18 protein-coding genes and 1 pseudogene are annotated in these 18,375 nt (G+C 58.4%); 11 read left to right on the top strand and 8 right to left on the bottom strand.

Annotated elements, in window-relative coordinates; translation table 11 throughout:
- Positions 1 to 184: 184 nt before the first annotated feature.
- Positions 185 to 608 (top strand): annotated as a pseudogene (locus tag ACZ6ZO_RS10400) (IS256 family transposase); the annotation flags it as partial.
- Between the two features lie 77 nt (positions 609 to 685).
- Here ACZ6ZO_RS10400 and ACZ6ZO_RS10395 read toward each other — a convergent pair.
- The 3 genes from ACZ6ZO_RS10395 to ACZ6ZO_RS10385 all read right to left on the bottom strand — a co-directional run bounded on the left by ACZ6ZO_RS10395 (position 686) and on the right by ACZ6ZO_RS10385 (position 3,699).
- Positions 686 to 1,195 carry a hypothetical protein gene (locus tag ACZ6ZO_RS10395; RefSeq protein ID WP_465292459.1) on the bottom strand — a complete coding sequence of 170 codons (510 nt, stop codon included), beginning with the start codon at positions 1,193 to 1,195 and terminating at the stop codon, positions 686 to 688.
- On the bottom strand, positions 1,196 to 2,806 hold the full coding sequence (locus ACZ6ZO_RS10390; protein WP_465292457.1) for a hypothetical protein: 1,611 nt from the start codon (positions 2,804 to 2,806) through the stop codon (positions 1,196 to 1,198).
- Positions 2,807 to 3,399: 593 nt separating this feature from the next.
- The gene (locus tag ACZ6ZO_RS10385) at positions 3,400 to 3,699 is read right to left on the bottom strand and encodes a WhiB family transcriptional regulator (RefSeq protein ID WP_465292455.1); all 300 of its coding nucleotides are present in this window, start codon (positions 3,697 to 3,699) and stop codon (positions 3,400 to 3,402) included.
- 308 nt (positions 3,700 to 4,007) lie between these two features.
- Between ACZ6ZO_RS10385 and ACZ6ZO_RS10380 the strand changes: the two genes are divergently transcribed.
- Together ACZ6ZO_RS10380 and ACZ6ZO_RS10375 are read left to right on the top strand one after the other, a co-directional pair.
- On the top strand, positions 4,008 to 4,571 hold the full coding sequence (locus tag ACZ6ZO_RS10380; protein ID WP_465292453.1) for a sigma-70 family RNA polymerase sigma factor: 564 nt from the start codon (positions 4,008 to 4,010) through the stop codon (positions 4,569 to 4,571).
- The gene (locus tag ACZ6ZO_RS10375) at positions 4,572 to 5,378 is read left to right on the top strand and encodes a hypothetical protein (RefSeq protein WP_465292451.1); all 807 of its coding nucleotides are present in this window, start codon (positions 4,572 to 4,574) and stop codon (positions 5,376 to 5,378) included. It begins immediately after the preceding gene.
- A 117-nt stretch (positions 5,379 to 5,495) separates the two neighbouring features.
- On the opposite strand, the gene ACZ6ZO_RS10370 is transcribed toward ACZ6ZO_RS10375, so the two are convergent.
- Positions 5,496 to 5,864 carry a DUF5319 domain-containing protein gene (locus ACZ6ZO_RS10370; RefSeq protein ID WP_182386882.1) on the bottom strand — a complete coding sequence of 123 codons (369 nt, stop codon included), beginning with the start codon at positions 5,862 to 5,864 and terminating at the stop codon, positions 5,496 to 5,498.
- An 82-nt stretch (positions 5,865 to 5,946) separates the two neighbouring features.
- On the opposite strand from ACZ6ZO_RS10370, the gene guaB reads away from it, so the two are divergent.
- The 3 genes from guaB (at position 5,947) to guaA (ending at position 10,280) form a co-directional block, all read left to right on the top strand.
- Positions 5,947 to 7,473, top strand: coding sequence for an IMP dehydrogenase (gene guaB, locus ACZ6ZO_RS10365; RefSeq protein WP_182386881.1), 1,527 nt, complete (start codon positions 5,947 to 5,949; stop codon positions 7,471 to 7,473).
- Between the two features lie 9 nt (positions 7,474 to 7,482).
- On the top strand, positions 7,483 to 8,625 hold the full coding sequence (locus tag ACZ6ZO_RS10360; protein WP_182386880.1) for a GuaB3 family IMP dehydrogenase-related protein: 1,143 nt from the start codon (positions 7,483 to 7,485) through the stop codon (positions 8,623 to 8,625).
- Positions 8,626 to 8,729: 104 nt separating this feature from the next.
- Positions 8,730 to 10,280, top strand: a complete 1,551-nt coding sequence (gene guaA / locus ACZ6ZO_RS10355; RefSeq protein ID WP_182386879.1) for a glutamine-hydrolyzing GMP synthase — start codon at positions 8,730 to 8,732, stop codon at positions 10,278 to 10,280.
- Between the two features lie 102 nt (positions 10,281 to 10,382).
- Here guaA and ACZ6ZO_RS10350 read toward each other — a convergent pair whose 3' ends face one another.
- The 3 genes from ACZ6ZO_RS10350 to ACZ6ZO_RS10340 form a co-directional block, all read right to left on the bottom strand.
- Positions 10,383 to 10,949 carry a hypothetical protein gene (locus ACZ6ZO_RS10350; protein WP_465292447.1) on the bottom strand — a complete coding sequence of 189 codons (567 nt, stop codon included), beginning with the start codon at positions 10,947 to 10,949 and terminating at the stop codon, positions 10,383 to 10,385.
- Between the two features lie 21 nt (positions 10,950 to 10,970).
- Positions 10,971 to 11,435, bottom strand: coding sequence for a PspC domain-containing protein (locus ACZ6ZO_RS10345; RefSeq protein WP_465292445.1), 465 nt, complete (start codon positions 11,433 to 11,435; stop codon positions 10,971 to 10,973).
- Positions 11,436 to 11,606: 171 nt separating this feature from the next.
- Entirely contained in the window at positions 11,607 to 12,605 is a 999-nt protein-coding gene (locus ACZ6ZO_RS10340; protein WP_465292443.1) for a PspC domain-containing protein, read from the bottom strand.
- Between the two features lie 85 nt (positions 12,606 to 12,690).
- Between ACZ6ZO_RS10340 and ACZ6ZO_RS10335 the strand changes: the two genes are divergently transcribed.
- The 4 genes from ACZ6ZO_RS10335 (at position 12,691) to ACZ6ZO_RS10320 (ending at position 16,758) form a co-directional block, all read left to right on the top strand.
- Positions 12,691 to 13,845: an ATP-binding protein gene (locus ACZ6ZO_RS10335; protein WP_182386875.1), complete on the top strand. Its 1,155-nt coding sequence runs from the start codon at positions 12,691 to 12,693 to the stop codon at positions 13,843 to 13,845.
- Complete coding sequence (locus ACZ6ZO_RS10330) at positions 13,845 to 14,492, top strand: LuxR C-terminal-related transcriptional regulator (protein ID WP_182387358.1); 648 nt, start codon at positions 13,845 to 13,847, stop codon at positions 14,490 to 14,492. The genes ACZ6ZO_RS10335 and ACZ6ZO_RS10330 overlap by 1 nt, the downstream gene beginning before the upstream one ends.
- 94 nt (positions 14,493 to 14,586) lie before the next feature.
- The gene (locus ACZ6ZO_RS10325; RefSeq protein WP_465292441.1) at positions 14,587 to 15,255 is read left to right on the top strand and encodes a hypothetical protein; all 669 of its coding nucleotides are present in this window, start codon (positions 14,587 to 14,589) and stop codon (positions 15,253 to 15,255) included.
- Positions 15,256 to 15,264: 9 nt separating this feature from the next.
- Entirely contained in the window at positions 15,265 to 16,758 is a 1,494-nt protein-coding gene (locus tag ACZ6ZO_RS10320) for a Y-family DNA polymerase (protein ID WP_465292439.1), read from the top strand.
- On the opposite strand, the gene ACZ6ZO_RS10315 is transcribed toward ACZ6ZO_RS10320, so the two are convergent.
- Positions 16,755 to 17,381, bottom strand: coding sequence for an AMIN-like domain-containing (lipo)protein (locus ACZ6ZO_RS10315; protein ID WP_232843337.1), 627 nt, complete (start codon positions 17,379 to 17,381; stop codon positions 16,755 to 16,757). The genes ACZ6ZO_RS10320 and ACZ6ZO_RS10315 overlap by 4 nt on opposite strands.
- 127 nt (positions 17,382 to 17,508) lie before the next feature.
- On the opposite strand from ACZ6ZO_RS10315, the gene ACZ6ZO_RS10310 reads away from it, so the two are divergent.
- Positions 17,509 to 18,372, top strand: coding sequence for a sucrase ferredoxin (locus ACZ6ZO_RS10310; protein WP_465292436.1), 864 nt, complete (start codon positions 17,509 to 17,511; stop codon positions 18,370 to 18,372).
- Positions 18,373 to 18,375 lie beyond the last annotated feature (3 nt).

Below are 18,375 nucleotides of genomic sequence, written 5' to 3'. Positions count from 1 at the left end.
GTAAACCTCTTGCGTTGCTGACTCATAATGAACATCCTCTCCTACGGACACAACATCCGTACTAATTGGGTGTCCACTACTCGAGGGTAACCTCACAGGAAACAGAGCAAGTCTTCAAGCCGTTTCTCGATGAAAAGACCAGGTACAAACCCGGCCAGCAGCTGATAAGGAAAACTCTAGGGAATGGACTGATCTACGCGATCGCAAGGCTTTGAATTCGCTTACACACTTGTACCGGCAAGGCTGGCTGTTCGCATGGCTGGACGCCCCAGACGGTTTCATAGGAACCCCCAAATCCACAACAAACAGCCTTGAAGGTGGCATCAACTCGCCCCTGAAGCTCCTAGCCCGCACGCACCGAGGAATGGGCAAAGAACATCAACGCACCGCGATCGATTGGTGGCTGTATTCGAAAACGCAACTGCCTGACGATCCAATAGAAGTCGCCAGGCAGTAACGCTTCGGTCAAGACGCACTCGCCAAAGTTACTGTCTTGACCCAACCAAACGAAAGCCACGCCAACCAGGAAACAGGTCGGCCGGCGCTCTTGCGACAACGCTATCCCAACCGAATACAACCACAACATCGGAATACGCAAAGGAACCATCGACTCAAGACACAAGTGTGTCCGGCCGACAACACCCCGACCGGACACACTTTTTGTTACTTAACCCCCTTTCGTTGGTCAAAACCAACTATCCTTGAACATCTCTTCACATTTGCTGAATTTCTCGTAATTGGAAATCTTGTGTTTTCCAATGATCAATTCTCCCTCTTTGAGGTTCAGGATCTCATCTCGCGTGGCATAAACTCCGGCACTTCTGGTATCTTTTCCTCTAGCAACAGTATAAATGCTAATCTCTCCCATATCTTGGGTGAATATTTCGAGACTTTCCGGGGAATTGGGGTCGAGTGGAAAGATCAACTCGAATTCTTCCGACTTGGGAGCTTCAAATCGGATGTCCTTTGAGAACTTTTCGATACGTTGTGGCGTTTTTGATTCAGGTCGGATGTTGTGAATGAACACGTCGGTCATTGGTGCACCGCATGGATTGACTAGCACTTTTATGGATGTGTCATCCACTTTTTGAATTGCTGCTTGCCCAATAAGCTTGGTGTCTACGGCGTTTCCGCATCCTAAGACTGAGAACGATGCGGAAAACAAGATCAGTGCTATGCAAATCTTCTTGAACAACTATTTACCCACAATTCCAAAGTAGTTTTCATGATGCTTTGCCACTACGGCTCCCCAGTAAGTTCTTGCGACATCGCGGCATAGTGGCGCGGCCCATGGGTACTGTAGTGTCTCGTTTTTACACACAGTCATCATATTCATATGAAACATTGCATCGCACTTGCGCATTCTTTCGCGACGTTCAGGCGCGTAGATTGCGTCGGGGGAATCGGAACGAAATCCATTTTTAACTTCGAGATAGCACATATCATGACGCGCGCACGCACCCCGAAAGCTGACGGATACCCCTGCCATATTCCAAGCATCCGGTGAGGAAGTACAAAAATCATCTAATCCATTGGTGTTGTGATACTCGTATTCCTCAGGAATCGTGACGCCTCCAACATTTGGGTTATCTGGGAACGGAAGCGAATCTTCTGTCACAAACGGACGTATGCTCACTGTCCCGGCATGAGGCTCGGTAGTAACCATCTGGTCAGGGATTAAATTGCTGACTTCCTTTCCATTGATATTTCGGCTTCCAAGTGAGCTAATCTCGGCGAACAAGTCGAATTCTCCGTGCTCAAAATGTTGAATTCCGTTACCTGTTGGAAGCGGCTGAGAATCTTCGACTGGATATCCCCAGCGGGAACGTTCCCAACCATGCTTTCCCCATACCGCAGAAACCAATGGATTAAGCCAATGTGCTCCGTGCTTAGGGTGCCAGTAGATCATGCCAAGCGCGAAGCGGTTGAACCGGCCGACACCGTCAGGGGTGCCCTCTTCATCGGTGGCTGGGTAACCGAGGGGCCCTTTTTCTTCACCCGTTTCGATCCACTTTTCTAAGATCTTGCCTTCAATAGACACCACGCCGGACAGGGACGTGTAGATACGACCTTTTTGGAACATTTGCTTGCGTCCGACCCCGTCGCCGGTACCGATCTCATCGGAGGTGGGGTAGCCGAGGCGTCCTTGTTCCCAGCCGTTGCGTGCCCAGACGATGGAGTTGTGGGTGGTAACTGACCATGCTCCGGTATCGGGGTGCCAGTAAATAAATCCGTTGTCGAATTCGGTGCGTTTGCCCACCCCGTCAGGGTTGGTTAGTTCCCCAGATTTGGGTAGCCCCAGGAAGGAGAGGGGTGTTTGTCCTGCCCAGGCGACGGCGAGGGATTCGTATTTGGCTTTAATGGCGCCGCAGACTTGGTGGGGGCGGGGCCAGTAGGTGCGGCAGTTATCTGCTGTCATGGCCCGCAGCTGGGGTTGCTGCTCTTTGGCTTCCATTACTTCGGCTTGGTCGGCTTCGTGTTTGGTGACGGTGTCCGGCAGGGTGATGCGGTCGGAGCGCATCTGTCCGTCAATGATCTGGGGTTGTGGCTCACCGAGGTCGGTGGGGAGTAGCTGTTCGTAGTAGTGGTTGTCGATGTTGTTTTTATTGACGCCGGGTTCGTTAAAGTCCCAGCCTGTGGTGTCAACATCGTAGATGTCTCTTTCGGATGGATGGCGCAGTTCATCGAGACTTGTTGTTGGCATGACCGGGTCTGCTGTGGCCGGGTCGAACGCGTCTAGCTGTGTGGTGAGGTCTGTTTCCTGCGCTGAAGCGGGGATGGGGTTAAAGCAAACGGTTGCGAGCACGGCTAGTGTGGCCCCGAGTTTTTTTTAGTCTGCATGTCATTGCTGGTCCTTGACAATAGGTAATCACTGGCAGTGGTAAATGTGGCAACTTTGTGAGTGTTGCCTGTAAGTAAACATAAAGTAACGGGAGCGTTCTGGTTGGCAATTTCAGAAATTTTTGCGAAGAGAGGGGAGCGGACTGCTAGCAATATGTCCGTACTCTCGTAGTGGTCACAGGTGACAGCATGTGTGGATCTTGAGCGTTACCAAGGCCTTTTGTGGGTTTTGTGCTTGTGCTGATATTGGATTGACGATAATTGCAGGTCACGTTAGTGAAAAAGGGTGGTATCGAGGGATCATCGTCAACCCAATATCGTCAGAACGCCGAGCCTGAAAGCCTGGAAAGCGTGCCAGTATGGTTTGTGCGTGAAAAGCCCCACTGTTTAGGGGTGAAGGGGATCTCCCTATTAGCCGTGATCACACATCTCTGACACCCGGCGACAATCCCCCCGGAGCATGGAAACTGCAGGCTAGATGTAGCGACTATCCCAAAAATAGGGGATTCGCACAAGGCGCCCTGAGAGCGGGTTCTAAAAGCAGAGGCACAGAAGGGATTAAACCACCATGCGACGGTTGCTGCGACGTGGGCGGAGGAGGAGGTCGCGTTCCGACTCACTGAGGCCACCCCAGATGCCGTACGGCTCGGCCACCTCTAGGGCGTGGTGACGGCACTGGGTGAGCACGGGGCACTCGCGGCAAATCGCTTTGGCGCGGTTTTCGCGTTGGGTTCGGGCCCGTCCGCGTTCCCCGTCTGGGTGGAAGAAAACTGCAGAGTCTTCGCCTCGACATGCGCCGTGAAGCTGCCAATCCCAAAAGTCTGCGTTCGGGCCTGGAAGTTGGCTAGGCTGTGGCATGCTCGATCCTCCTGTGAGCGGCAAACATTAACTACGACAGTGATCTTTAATTCCTTGGGTAAACAAAGCGTGTCGGAAAAGATGAGCACGGGTTAACTTGATGCTTTGTTAGGGGAGGAAAACTGTATCTAGCTGCGCAAATCGGGGTAGATTAACTGTAGATGAACTTTTTCTGCGGATGATACGTTCATTACAATCTGCTTACGGATGGCGTGGAAAAACCAGCTGCTTCACGCAAATGGGTAAAAATATAGCGTTGGGCTATAGTCCGAAAGGGGGCCGACGATCAGGCTGGGAAGGTTTAAGACGTGAATGACTTAGAAGCTCAGCTAGTGGAGCTTGTTCCATTGGCTGCTGACGGTGATCGCCGTGCGCTTCAACAGGTCATCACCCTCATCCACCCATTGATTCTGAGGTACACCCGCGCTCGCGTAGGTGGTGGAAAGCATCCCACTGCCGAGGACGTCACGCAAGAAGTTCTCCTGGCAGTGGCTACCTCAATTGGCAACTACGTTGACCGTGGTCGCCCATTCATGGCCTTCGTGTACGGTATCGCCTCCAATAAAGTGGCTGATGCTCACCGCAGCTTTGCGAAAGACCTGTCCAACCCCACAGATGAGATTCCTGATTCTGCGCTAGAACACGAAACTCCAGAAGAGTTTGCCCTGGTCAGCGACGGTAGTAACAGAGTGAGGCTACTTCTCGATTCATTAAATGAGAGGGCACGCGAAATCATTACTCTACGTGTGTTCGTGGGCCTTTCGGCAGAAGAAACTGCCGAAATTATAGGTAGTACTCCGGGTGCGGTCCGAGTAGCTCAACACCGAGCTCTTGCCTCGCTTCGGAAGCAAATGGATGGGCAGGAACATTAAATGACCGATCGTCGTGACGAGAGAGGCGCAGCCGAGCAGTTCGAAGAGCTGTTCGGTACTGACGCTTTCCTCGATGACCTTTCGCGCGGCGTAGATCCGACCGGCGGCACTGATCCGTTGGCGGAGCTGATGCTGACACTGCATCATGAGGTCACGGCACCAATGCCCCCGGCACCAAGCCTGGACGATTTGCTCCCCGAGGAAAACCCAGCAGTTGCATCGTTGGACGCGCACCGCCGTCGTCGTGTCAGCCCATGGATGTCTGGTCTCGTGGGGGCTGCCGCCGCAACGATGCTCATTGCGGGCACTGGTGGTGCCGTGTACAACGCCAGCCCTGGTTCTCCACTCTGGGGAACCAAAACCGCTGTCTTTGGAGAACACGCTGCTGTAGTTGATCTGGCGAGCGCCCTGGAAGAAGTAGACAAGCGTCATTCCGAGGGTGACGTAACCGGCGCTATGGAAGTACTGGAGCAAGCCCGTGTCTTGGCGGATGCTGTCAACGCGCAGGACCGCGAATCGACGCAGCGCGCCATCCAGGCCCTCGAAGCCCGCATCGTTGAGGTGCCGACAACGGTAACGGAATCGGTATCCACCACTACCGTAGAAACGTCCGTCTCCACCTCTACAGAAACGACTACCAAGGAACCCACCGTACCGGCATCGCCAATCTTCATTACGGAAACCGAAACGGTGACAGTCACCGTGGTGCCACCAGTAGCTACGGGTACGCCGACGCCGACGCCGGAGCCGACGCACCCCACTGATGGAGTTACCTCCCCGTCAGTTACCCCTACGCCAAAGCACTAAAAGCCAAAAGCCTCGCAGTGATGCGAGGCTTTTTCGTGTGGCCAGAGCGGAGATTTAGCGTACGGATGGGACGATCCGTGGCTTCAAAATCCCATCGGTACGCTAAATTCCGGGAACCTATCTAGCTTCTAGTCCATCCAGGTACCCGAGGCAATAGTCCCACGGTACATACGCTTGCACATCCGGGTTTGCGGATGGTTCGTGCACTGGGCTTTGCTGGCCACTGAGGATGGACCGCATGTTGTCCTTCATGATTTCCCAGTTGTAGTAGTGTGGCTCGGCGCAGTCTTCGCAGAAGAAGAAGATTCCGAGGACGCCGCGGGGCTCCAGGGCTGCCTGGAACTTTTCCAGCAGGGTGAGGTCTTCGAGGACATGGGCGCGTTCATCGATGGTCAGTGGCGGGAAATCATCCTCGGGTTCGAGGAATGATGCGGGATCGTTGGGATCGTCCGCAAAAGGGTCGAGTGGCATTCCTTCAAAGTTCACAGTGCAAACCTTACCGTGAATTAACCTAAAAGCCAGGAACGCACTACTCTAGGAAGCAATTACTTGCTTCGAGGAGGACTAGATGACTGACAATCGCGTAGCGACCGGTGGAGATGATCCAAATAAGGTTGCCCTTGTGGGCCTGACCTTTGATGATGTGCTGCTTATTCCGGATGAGTCCAACGTTATTCCATCCGATGTGGACACCTCCAGCCAACTGACTCGTGAGGTTCGACTCAAGACCCCAATCGTGTCCGCTGCCATGGACACCGTCACCGAGGCCCGCATGGCTATTGCCATGGCTCGCCAGGGCGGTATGGGTGTGCTGCACCGTAACCTTTCCACCGAGGATCAGGCGGAGCAGGTCGAGATCGTGAAGCGCTCCGAGTCCGGCATGGTCACCAACCCGATCACGTGTTCTCCAGAAATGACCATCGGTGAAGTTGACGCGCTGTGCGCCCGCTACCGCATTTCCGGTCTCCCTGTGGTGGATGAGACCGGCAAGCTGGTGGGTATCTGCACCAACCGCGATATGCGTTTCGAAGCGAACATGGACCGCAAGGTCGCTGAAGTCATGACCCCGATGCCGCTCGTGGTGGCTGAGGAAGGTGTCTCCAAGGAAGAAGCACTGGGGCTGCTGTCTGCAAACAAGGTAGAAAAGCTTCCGATCGTCGATAAGCAAGGCAAACTGGTCGGCCTGATCACCGTCAAGGACTTTGTGAAGACCGAGATGTACCCGGATTCCTCCAAGGATGCCTCCGGTCGTCTGCTCGTGGGTGCAGGCATCGGCACCGGCCCGGATTCCTGGGCGCGGGCAGGCGCGCTTGTCGACGCCGGAGTTGATGTCCTCATCGTCGACACCGCACACGCCCACAACCGTGGCGTCCTGGATATGGTCGCCCGCGTGAAGCAAGGATTCGGCGATAAAGTCCAGATCATCGGCGGTAACCTCGCCACCCGTGGCGCCGCTCAGGCCATGATCGACGCTGGCGCTGACGCCATCAAGGTCGGTATTGGTCCAGGTTCCATCTGCACCACTCGTGTGGTCGCCGGCGTGGGCGCACCGCAGATCACCGCCATCATGGAGGCCGCTGCCGCTGCTAAGAAGGCAGGCGTTCCGATCATCGCCGACGGCGGTATGCAGTTCTCTGGCGACATCGCCAAGGCACTGGCAGCTGGCGCATCCACCGTGATGCTCGGCTCCATGCTGGCCGGCACCGCAGAAGCCCCAGGCGAGATTACCGTGGTCAACGGTAAGCAGTACAAGATGTACCGTGGCATGGGCTCCCTCGGCGCTATGCAGGGCCGTGGCCTGACCGGTGAGAAGCGTTCCTACTCCAAGGACCGTTACTTCCAGGCAGATGTGAAGAGCGAAGAGAAGCTGGTGCCAGAAGGCATTGAAGGGCGTGTGCCGTTCCGAGGCAACATTGATTCGATCATCCACCAGCTGGTGGGCGGTCTGCGCGCTGCTATGGGCTACACCGGTTCCGCCACCGTGGAGGAGCTGCAAAACGCCCGCTTCGTCCAGATCACCGCAGCTGGCCTGCGCGAGTCCCACCCACACGACATTCAAATGACTGTCGAAGCACCTAACTACTACATGCGCTAAGGATTCATCGTGCGAGACATTGTCGAAATTGGCATGGGCCGTGAAGCGCGCCGCGCTTTCAGCCTGAACGACATTTCCATCATCCCTTCGCGTCGCACCCGTTCCTCCAAGGACGTGGACACTACCTGGCACATCGACGCGTACACCTTCGACATTCCTTTCATGTCCCACCCGACCGATGCTTTGGCAACGCCAGAGTTCGTCATCGAGATGGACAAGCAGGGTGGCCTCGGAGTGATCAACGCCGAAGGCCTCTGGGGACGCCACGCTGACCTGGAAGGCGCCATCGATCAGGTCGTAACAGCTGCGAAGGACGAGCTGCTGTCCACCGACATCCTCAACTCCAAAGCAATCGCTAAATTGCAGGAGCTGCACGCGGCGCCGTTGGACACTGACTTGCTGTCTGAGCGGATCGCCGAAGTGCGTTCCTCGGGTGCGACGGTGGCAGTGCGAGTGTCGCCGCAGCGGTGTCGTGAGCTGGCACCGGTCGTCGTGAAGGCAGGCGCTGAGCTGCTCATCATCCAGGGCACGCTCATCTCCGCCGAGCATGTGCAGGCCGACGGCGAGCCCCTCAACCTGAAGGAATTCATCGGCAACCTGGACGTTCCGGTAATCGCCGGTGGCGTGGGCGACTACACTACCGCGATGCACCTCATGCGTGCCGGTGCTGCTGGAATTATCGTCGGCGGCGGTGACAACACGAACGTCACCGCCCTCGGGCTGGAAACCCCGATGGCTACTGCCATTGCCGACGCCGCAGCCGCGCGACGTGAGTACCTGGATGAAACGGGTGGTCGCTACGTGCACATCATCGCGGATGGTGAGATTGAAACGTCTGGTGACGTCGTGAAGGCCATTGCTTGTGGCGCTGACGCCGTTGCGCTGGGCGCCCCACTCTCGCAGGCCGCAGAAGCAGCCGGCAAGGGTTACTACTGGCCAGCAGTGGCCGCGCACCCACGGTTCCCACGAGGCGTGGTGTCCGCAGAATACCTGGAAGACACCCCTGCGCCATCCCTGGAGGTTGTGCTGCACGGCCCATCTACCGATGCATTCGGCCACCTCAACTTCGTCGGTGGTTTGCGTCGCGCACTGGCCAAGTGTGGTTACACGGATCTCAAGAGCTTCCAAAAGGTAGCGCTCGGGGTTCGTTAACCCCACCTCGCTTTAACCAAGGCAGCCAGCATTCCTGTTGGCTGCCTTTTTGGTTCGCCCCAGGGTAGTCGCGTCCACATGTCCACGTGGGCTAAACTGCAGGTGTGACTCAACATCGCCCAGTACTCGTCGTCGATTTCGGCGCCCAATATGCCCAGCTCATTGCGCGACGTGTGCGTGAAGCCCGGATCTACTCTGAGGTTGTTCCACACACGGCCAGCATTGAGGAAATTACCGCTAAGAACCCGTCTGCGCTGATTCTGTCCGGCGGACCGTCCTCCGTCTACGAGGACGGCGCGCCGAAGATCGACCCGGGCGTGTTCGAGCTCGGACTGCCGGTCTTTGGCATCTGCTACGGCTTCCAAACCATGACTCACGCCCTCGGTGGCGTTGTCGCCAACACGGGTAACCGTGAGTACGGGCGCACCGACATGTCTGTCACCGGTGGTATCCTCCACGCAGGTTTCGAGCAGACACACAAGGTGTGGATGTCACACGGCGATGCCGTGCATGAAGCCCCTGAAGGTTTCACTGTCACTGCGAAATCCGCTGGTGCGCCGGTTGCGGCGTTTGAGTGCGTCGAAAAGCGGATGGCTGGTGTGCAGTACCACCCAGAGGTCATGCACTCGCCACATGGCCAAGAAGTGCTGGTCAAGTTCCTCACTGAGATCGCTGGCCTGGAGCAGGATTGGACCCCGGCTAACATTGCTGAGGAGCTCATCGTCGCGGTGAAGGAGCAGGTTGGCCCAGAGGGGCGCGCGATCTGTGGCCTGTCCGGCGGTGTGGATTCTGCGGTGGCTGCCGCCCTGGTGCAGCGCGCCATCGGGGACCGCCTGACCTGTGTGTTTGTTGACCACGGTCTGCTGCGCGCGGGCGAACGCGAGCAGGTGGAGAAGGACTTCGTGGCCGCAACCGGTGCGCGGTTGGTGACTGTGGATGAGCGCGCTGCGTTCCTTTCCAAGCTCGCCGGTGTGACCGAGCCGGAAGCCAAGCGTAAGGCCATCGGTGCGGAGTTCATTCGTTCCTTCGAGCGCGCCGTCGCTTCGGTGCTGGAAGGCCAGGACGTGGGCTACCTGGTGCAAGGCACCCTGTACCCGGACGTCGTCGAGTCCGGTGGCGGCGCCGGCACCGCGAACATCAAGAGCCACCACAACGTCGGTGGCCTGCCTGACGACGTCGAATTTGAACTCGTCGAGCCACTGCGCCTGCTGTTCAAGGACGAGGTCCGCGCCGTCGGCCGTGAGCTGGGCCTGCCAGAAGAAATCGTGAACCGCCAGCCGTTCCCAGGCCCAGGCCTGGGCATTCGCATCATCGGTGAAGTCACCGAAGAGCGCCTCCAAACTCTGCGCGCCGCTGACCTGATCGCCCGCACCGAGCTCACCGCAGCCGGCCTGGACAACGAAATTTGGCAGTGCCCCGTCGTGCTGCTTGCCGACGTCCGTTCCGTCGGCGTCCAAGGCGACGGCCGCACCTATGGCCACCCAATCGTGCTGCGCCCAGTGTCTTCCGAGGACGCGATGACCGCTGACTGGACCCGCCTGCCTTACGACGTTCTGGAGAAAATTTCCACCCGCATTACCAACGAAGTCCCGGATGTGAACCGAGTGGTGCTGGACTGCACCTCCAAGCCTCCGGGAACCATCGAGTGGGAGTAACGTTCGAATAAGCGCCCCGTGGCCAGTGCCCGGGGCGCTTGTTTGTGCTTTCACTTGATAGCGATTTGTTTGCCGAAACACATCGCTATCCGCGAGCGGCCACTAGTTGATGTTCAGTTCACCACCGTTGCTGATGACTTTGACGGTGAGGGTTTTGCCGTCGGCATCGAGGTTGTAGATCTCTTCGCCTTGAGCGAGCGGATCGGTCTTGTCGCTGTGCCTGATTCGGACACGAGTGTCATCTGGCAAGGTGAGGTTGAGGTCACCGGAGCCGTGGGTGATAGTGACGGTTCGCTTCTCATCGAGTGGACCCACATTGGACAGGTCGAAGTCGACGTCGTTGTCTCCGAACTCATGGTGTCGTTTCAGGTTGCCGACGTTAGCAACATAGACGTCACGGTCTTCTTTGCTGTCTTCGAATGCTGGTTCGCCGCTGACATAGTCGTCGTTCATGGCCGCCAGGACGGTGCCGCCGATTGTGGCGACTCCTGCGATGGCGAGGATGAAAGCCAGCGCGATGCCGATGAGGATACGGAAGACCCATTTGAGCGGGTTGCTGCTTTTCGCTGCGTAGGTGGAGGCGTTGGGGTCCGGAAGGTCCCAGGCAAACGGTGCTGCGCCAAGTGGGTCCCAAGATGGAGGAGTGCGGTCGTTGTTGTCGTTGTTCATGATTCCTGCTTTCTGAAAAACTTAGGCGATGGGGGCGCGCTTGTGGAGGAGGTACCAGACACCGAAGGTGACGGCGAAGGTGATGAAGGGGGAGCTGCCGATAAGCGCGATGAGGCTGGTTCCTACCGTGCCCAGGCCCAATACGAGGACAGCTACCAGGAGCCACCAGCCGAGGCGCTGCTCTGCGGGGGCGTGCCCACCACCTGGTTTGATTGCGGCTTCGATGGGGGAGAGCTGGCAGTCTGGGCGCCGCATGATCAGCCAGGCGATGAGGTAGGCGAGCACACCACCGCCGAAGAACGCGGCCAAGAGAAAATAGATCCGGACGAGTGTGACGTCTACCTGGTAGCGGGCGGAGATGCCTTCGCAGACACCGGCGATTTTCGCGTCACCGTAGATGTCTTTCGGGAGGCGCAGTGGGCGCTGCGCCCACATCTGTTCAAAGCTTGGGGAAAACTGTTCTGTCCCTGGTTGTGTCGTTGTCATGCTTTTATTGTGGCTGCTTAGGCACCCTAAATACATCGGGGTTTGTCCTGATTTAGCCCTGAACTTAAAACGTCAGGGTTACCTTTTTGAGCCCACGCATGCTTGTCGACGCCTCCCCCTAGCGCGAAAAGGCCCCGCCGGTGCGGGGCCCAAGGTGTGCAGCGATTGGAGTTAGTAGCCGATGTAGACATCACCGATACCGCTGGTGATGTTGACGGTGAGCATGTGGCCGTCGCCTTGGTTGTAGAGTCCAGAGACGCAGTTGGACTCTCCGACGCGGTATTTGCTGACGCTGGTGTGGCACTGGAGTTGCACCGGAACGTCTTTAGGCAGCGTGAGATCAAGGTCGCCTAGATCGTGGGTGACGTTCACGGTGCGGTCATTCGGTAATGGACCGAGTTGGCTGAGATCCAGGTTAAGATCGCCGATGCCGTTATCGTAAGAGTCTTGCAATTCATCAGGGGAGTTGACGACGATGAGCGCGGAGGCCGGCTCTGACATGGTGTCCACAATGCGGCCGCTAAACATGCTGGCCAGTGCCGTGCAGCCCAGGATGACCACAGCGCCTGCGATCCATATCCAGCCGTGCGACTTCTTTTTCGGGGCGGGAGGCGGCGTAGCTGCGCCGGGCTCTGGCAGATGCCACAGCGAAGGGACCGCGCCGAGCGGATCCCACGCTGGTGGGGTAGGCATTTCAAACCCAGGTGCGGGGTGAATCAACGCGGTATCAACCTTCGGCGGCGTTGGTTGTTTGGTGTGTAGGAAATACCAGGCGCCGAACGCCAATCCTAATGAGACAAGGGAAGTTCCGCTGAGGAAATCACCGCTCGTGCTGGTGGCGCTAAACCCGAAAATAACGAGGGCGATAAGGAGCCACCACCCGGTTTCTTTTTCCTTTTTGTATTCGTCGCCGAGGTTTTTAATCATGGCTTCGATGGGGGAATATTGCGTCGAGAAGCGTGGCATGATGAGCCATGCCACCAGGTAGACGCCGAGCCCTCCTCCCGCCAAGCCAGCGGCTACGAATAGGATGCGGATAAGCGTCGGGTCGATCTGGTAGCGAACACCGATGCCTTCACAGACACCGGCGATTTTTGCATTGCCCCCTTGGCTGGAAGGGATGCGGGCAGGGCGGGTCTCCCACATGGCATTAATAGTCTGTGTATTCATACTTTTATGATCCCGCAAAACAAGGAAGAAAACATCAGGGTTTCCACTGATTTCAAAAAGATAAAAGCGTGCGAAGATAGCAGTCATGATGTACCCCAAGTTTTATCGCCCGCGGAAGCGTGTTGTTGGCGGCGTGGCGTCTGGTTTGGCTGTCCACCTTGATGTTGACGTGCTGACCGTGCGCCTGGTGCTGCTGGTGTCGTGTCTTCTTGGTGGCATGGGGCTGGCATTTTATATGGGCACCTGGATGTTGACGAAGCCGTCCCCGGTGGGACAAGAACCGGAAGTGCCGACCAAAACGGAGATCCCGCGGCTCGTCAACCTCGGGATTGTGGTGCTGGGCATGGCAGCGGCGGTGCTCAGCTTGTCAGTGCTGACAGGCTTCGAGGGTTCCTCGTTGATCCCGCTGCTGGTGGTGGGCGTTGGTGCGTTAGTGGCGTGGCGGGCCTACGACCAAGGAGTGGAATCGCTCGCGCAACCCAAGAATGCGGTCTCTATTTTCGGGGGCATGAGCTTGGTGCTGCTCGGAATTTTTGTCGTGGCGGTGAACTGGGCTGATCCTGCGTTGTTCGTAGCGACGATCGTGGCGGTGATGGTAACCCTGTTAGGCGCCGCGGTGCTGGCGATTCCGCTGCTGCTGCGTATGTGGCAGCGCCTCACCGAGGAACGCGATGAGAAAGCCAAAGCGGAAGAACGTGCCGAGATCGCGTCCCGCATCCACGATTCGGTGCTGCAAACGCTCGCCCTGATTCAGAAACGCGCCGAAGACTCCGCCGAGGTCGCGCGGTTGGCGCGGGGACAGGAACGCGAACTACGGCAGTGGCTTTTCGACGGCAAAACCTCCTCTTCTAGTACCGTCTCCCAAGCCCTGGAATTAGCAGCCGGCGAAGTGGAAGATATGTACGGGATCCGTATTGCCCCGGTGACGGTGGGGGACGCTCCGATCACTGATGAAACACAAGCTGCCGTGCTGGCGGCTCGTGAAGCCATGGTCAATGCGGCGAAGCACGCACAGGTGACGAACCTCGACGTGTACTGCGAGGTCTTTGGGGATGTGGAGATTTTCGTCCGGGACCGCGGGGTAGGCTTCGATCCTTCCCAGGTAGCTCCTTCCCGGCACGGACTGCAAGACTCCATTTGCGGTCGCGTGGAGCGCGCCGGGGGTGAGGTGTTTGTGAAGACGGCGCCTGGTGAAGGCACTGAAATACATATCCAGATGCCAGTAGACTCGGAGGCATGATACGTGTCTTTCTTGTTGATGATCACTCCGTCTTCCGCTCCGGTGTCCGCGCGGAGATTTCCGGGCAGGTGGATATCGTCGGCGAGGCAGGCAGCGTAGCGGAGGCTGTCGAGGGGATTTCACGCACAAATCCGGATGTTGTGCTCCTCGATGTGCACATGCCCGACGGCGGTGGCCTCGCAGTGATCGCCGGCGCCCCCACCCCGCGCTACCTGGCGTTATCCGTATCCGATGCCGCTGAGGACGTGATTTCCGTGATCCGCGCTGGCGCCCGCGGGTACGTCACCAAATCAATCAACGGCGCCGAGCTTGTCGACGCCATCCGCCGAGTCCACGAAGGCGACGCAGTGTTCTCGCCACGCCTCGCAGGTTTTGTTCTCGATGCCTTTGCCACCCCTGATGCGCACGCGGGAGCAGGTGTAGTAGACGAACCGGCCGAGCAGCCAGAGCTAGTTGACGCACTGACCCGCCGAGAGCTGGAAGTATTGCGCTTGCTGGCCCGCGGTTACACCTACAAAGAAATCGCCGCCGAGCTGTTTATCTCCATTAAGACAGTAGAGACCCACTCTTCGAACATTCTGCGCAAGACCCAGCAATCGAACCGGCATGCGCTGACGCGGTGGGCGCAACGGTATGACCTCGCCTGAGAAGGTTTGAAATGGACAGAGGTTTTGTTAGCCGTCATGAAACCGTGCGCTCTCGGCTTGACGAGCGCCACAACGACCCGCAATACTGTTACCCATGGAGGGAACAAGCGTTCGAAAAATTGTGGCGGGTGAGCTCTCGACGCTAAGTCGGGAGGATCGCATCGCCACTCTTCGGGCGCGCATGGAAGCCGTAGGGGCGGCGCCCAGGCCAGAGCTTCCGGAAGAACAGGGGATACCTGCCCCGCCGACGCTTCAGCTAACCTTCCCGCGTCGCGCGGTGGTGCACTGCACGGATACTCCCGCTTTTGTGGTTGAGATCATTCGAGCAGCGGTGCAGGAAGGAAATTTTGTTGCTGTGGTGGGCTGGCCAGAGCTGCTGCTGTCGGATGTTGCGCAGTCGCTGCCCAACGTAGTCACAGTCCCTGACCCGGGCCCGGATCCGCTGAATACCGTGGCCGTGCTGACTGAGGGGATGGATGTGGTGATTTACCGGGCAGAGGCGCCCCAGGAATTGTCGCCAGTGCGGGCACGCCCGCTGTTGGGCAAGGTGCGTAACGGCAACGCTGCGGTGCTGCTTGTGAATCTTACGAGCCCGTCCCCGCACCTGACACTGACGGCTAAAGTGACGCGTTTTCATGGTATCGGTCCTGGTACAGGCCGGATTCGTGGCCTGGAAATTGACGTCGAGATAACAACAAAAATGGGGCGCCGCGTCCAAAAGCTCACGGTGGGTGAGGCGCAGTCGCATTTGCGGGTGGTGTAAATGCGGGTCATGGCGGTGTGGTTTCCGGACTGGCCAACCCATGCGGCTGGGGTGGACGCCGTGGTGAAGCAGCATCGCATCAAAGTCTGCAGTTCGCGGGCTCGATCCCAGGGGCTGCGTCGGGGGATGCGGGTGCGGGAGGCGCAAGCATTGTGGCCTCAGGTGGCGCTCGCAGAATGGGATGAGGACCGGGATGCGCGAGAGTTTGAACCGGTGTTGCGGGAACTGGAAGAGGTGACACCGAGCGTGGAGGTGCTGCGGCCAGGCCTGGCGGTGGTAGCTGCTGATGTGGCGGCACGGTTTTATGGCGGCGAAGAACAGGCGGTGCAGTTATTGGCGGACGCGGCAGCGCTGCGGGGAGTGGACTGCATGGTGGGGGTTGCTGATGAGATTACGACAGCTCTGATTGCTGCCCGTGCGGGGACAGCGGTTGCACCTGGTGCCAGTACCCAGTTTTTGCGCAAGCAGCCGTTATCGGTGCTGCGGGCGGAAGAGGCGTTGGGGTGCGATCCGGAGGTGGTGCGGGGTTTTGAGGGATTGGGCGTCGTGAAGCTTGGCGAGCTGGCTGCGTTGCCTGCCGCTGCGGTGGCGACCCGGTTTGGGCGCGCCGGGCTGCACTGCCGACGGGTGGCGAGCGCCCAAGAGATGCGGAAGGTCGCGCCGGAGTTGCCGACCGCGGAGCTGCGGGTAGAGCTTACCCCAGAGGAGCTGATTACCCGGGTGGATGAGGCCGCGTTTGTGGCGCGCACGTTGGCGGTGACGCTGCATGATAAGTTGCGCCAGGCGGGCGTGGTGTGTCAGCGACTGAGGGTTATTGCAGAGTTTGACGTGCAGCTGGAACGAGTGTGGCGTACTCGGGAGGCGCTTACGGAGCAGGCGACGGCGGACCGAGTGCGGTGGCAACTGGACGGGTGGCTGACGAGCCGTGAACTGCCGGGTATTCGTACGCTCGCGCTGGAGCCGGTTGAGGTGACCGCCCCCGGCAACGATGCAGGGCTGTGGGGCGGTTCCGGGGAGCGTGCGGCGCAGGTGCGCCGGGTGGTGTCGCGGGTGCAGTCGATGCTGGGGACAGATGCGGTGCTCCAACCGCGGGCCGTGGGTGGTCGGGGTCCCGCGGAGTGTGTCGAACTGGTGCCCTACGGGGAAGAGGCGGCCCCTGCGCGTGCGGATGGGCCCTGGCTGGGGGCGATTCCCTCGCCACGCCCGGCGCGCAGCGTCACGCACCCGGCCGCAACGTTGCAGCTTATCGACGCCACCGGCTCCGATGTGTACGTCACTGCGGATGCGGTTCTCAACACACAGCCGGCATGGTTGGTGCGTGGTGGCCGGAAGTTTCCCGTCACCGCGTGGGCGGGGCCGTGGCCCGTGGACGAGCGCTGGTGGGAGGAAACCGGGCGGAGGTATGCGCGCCTGCAGCTAGTGGCGCAGTATGACGACGCCCCGCGAGCTTTGTTGTTGCTGTGGCTCGCGGGGCGGTGGCGGGTAGAAGCTACCTACGATTAGTTCTGTTCGAAGTCGATGACGAGTCGCTTCGGGTCTTCCAGGAAGGAGACCGAGTACGGACGAGGCGCACCATTGAGTCCGATGATGAACTGGGAGCGGCCTTCAAACGTGCCACCGGAGACGACCTCATTCACGGCAGGGCCTGCGCCCTTGACGGGAGTGAGTTCTTGTTCGGGAACGCCAATTTCGAAGGGGTAGGTGGTGCCGTCGATGTTGACGTTGAGGAAAGAATCTCCGCTCACCGGAAGGTCTTGTCCGCTGGCCTGCTGTTGCGGGGTGGGGATGTAATCCACATGCCAGCCAGGGGTGCCTTCGCCCGTGAACTCGACTACCACGCGATCAAAGCTCTTGTGGGTGCCGGCGCGCATCGCGACGGGGACGAGCTTGGCGGGAGCTTCCATTGCGTGAGTTTTCATCGTCGGGTCTGTCTTGCCCAGTGGGGAGAGATCCGTAGATTCTGGGGCGGGGGAGGGGGTGCTATCGGTTGCTAGCGAGTGCTTTTGGATGTTGGTGGGCCCGCCAGACGATGTTTCGGTTGTGCCGCATGCAGTCAGGCCGATAGCGGCCAGGCTGACAGCTGCCACGAGAGCTGTGCTGCGGGCATAACGAAAAATGGCATTCATGTATCTACCGTATCTAGAGGGGCCTATCAAAAGATAATTATCGGCGGAATCGTTGCCAAACAGTAATAACATCAGACACTTGAGTAACAGGTTAGGTAATCCTTAGCGAACAGGCTAGTCTGGTGCCATGAACGCCGATGTTTTTTGCTCTACGGGACGTGCGGAACCGCTGCCGGGGACCGCAAAAACGGGAAAGATATTCCTCGCCATCGAGCATGCACACGGCTGGGGCCACGACGTCATGGACGGTGACGCCTTCGGACCAGAGATCACAGAGCAGTTGGCTTCCTACCTGAAGAGAATGGGTGCCACGGTCCAGCTGATCCGCAAAGCGGGCAGAGAAGGACAGCAACGCGCCAACACAACAGTGTTCATCGCTTTTACAGAAGTAGGAGTGGTAGAAAAACTGATGATCTCGGATATCTCGCAGTTGTGGGATATCGATATTTCCGCACCAGGGCGCTCAGGCGGGGAAGAGGTGGATCACCCCGTGGTGCTGGTGTGTACGCACGGCAAACGGGACCGGTGCTGCGCGCTCAAGGGGCGCCCGCTTGCTGCCGACCTGACCTGTGCCTTCGACGGCGACATCATTTGGGAATCCTCCCACACCAAAGGCCACCGCTTTGCGCCGTCGATCATCACCTTGCCGTGGGGCTACTCCTATGGTCGGCTCAACTCCTCGGCCGCGATCGACATGGTGCGCCACCTGCAACGGGGCGAGCTGTTCATACCCGGCAACCGCGGACGAAGCTGCTACACCAAGGTAGAGCAGGTGGCTGAGCTGGCCGTTGCCACACAGCTCATAGAATCCGGCGAGCCCGTGGCAATGGGGGCACTACAAGCCACTGGAAACACCGTCACTCACCATGACGGGAGAACATGGGACGTCACGCTGGAAGAACGGGAGGTTCCCGGAGTGATTTCTTCCTGCGGAGATGAACCTAAAACTGGGAAAGCGTTGGTGGCCCAGGAAATAACTCGAGTATTTTAAGGA

This window comes from Corynebacterium sp. NPDC104732, assembly GCF_055583565.1.
Note: the sequence above shows the minus strand (reverse complement) of the source record. Positions and strands in the feature narration are given on the sequence as shown.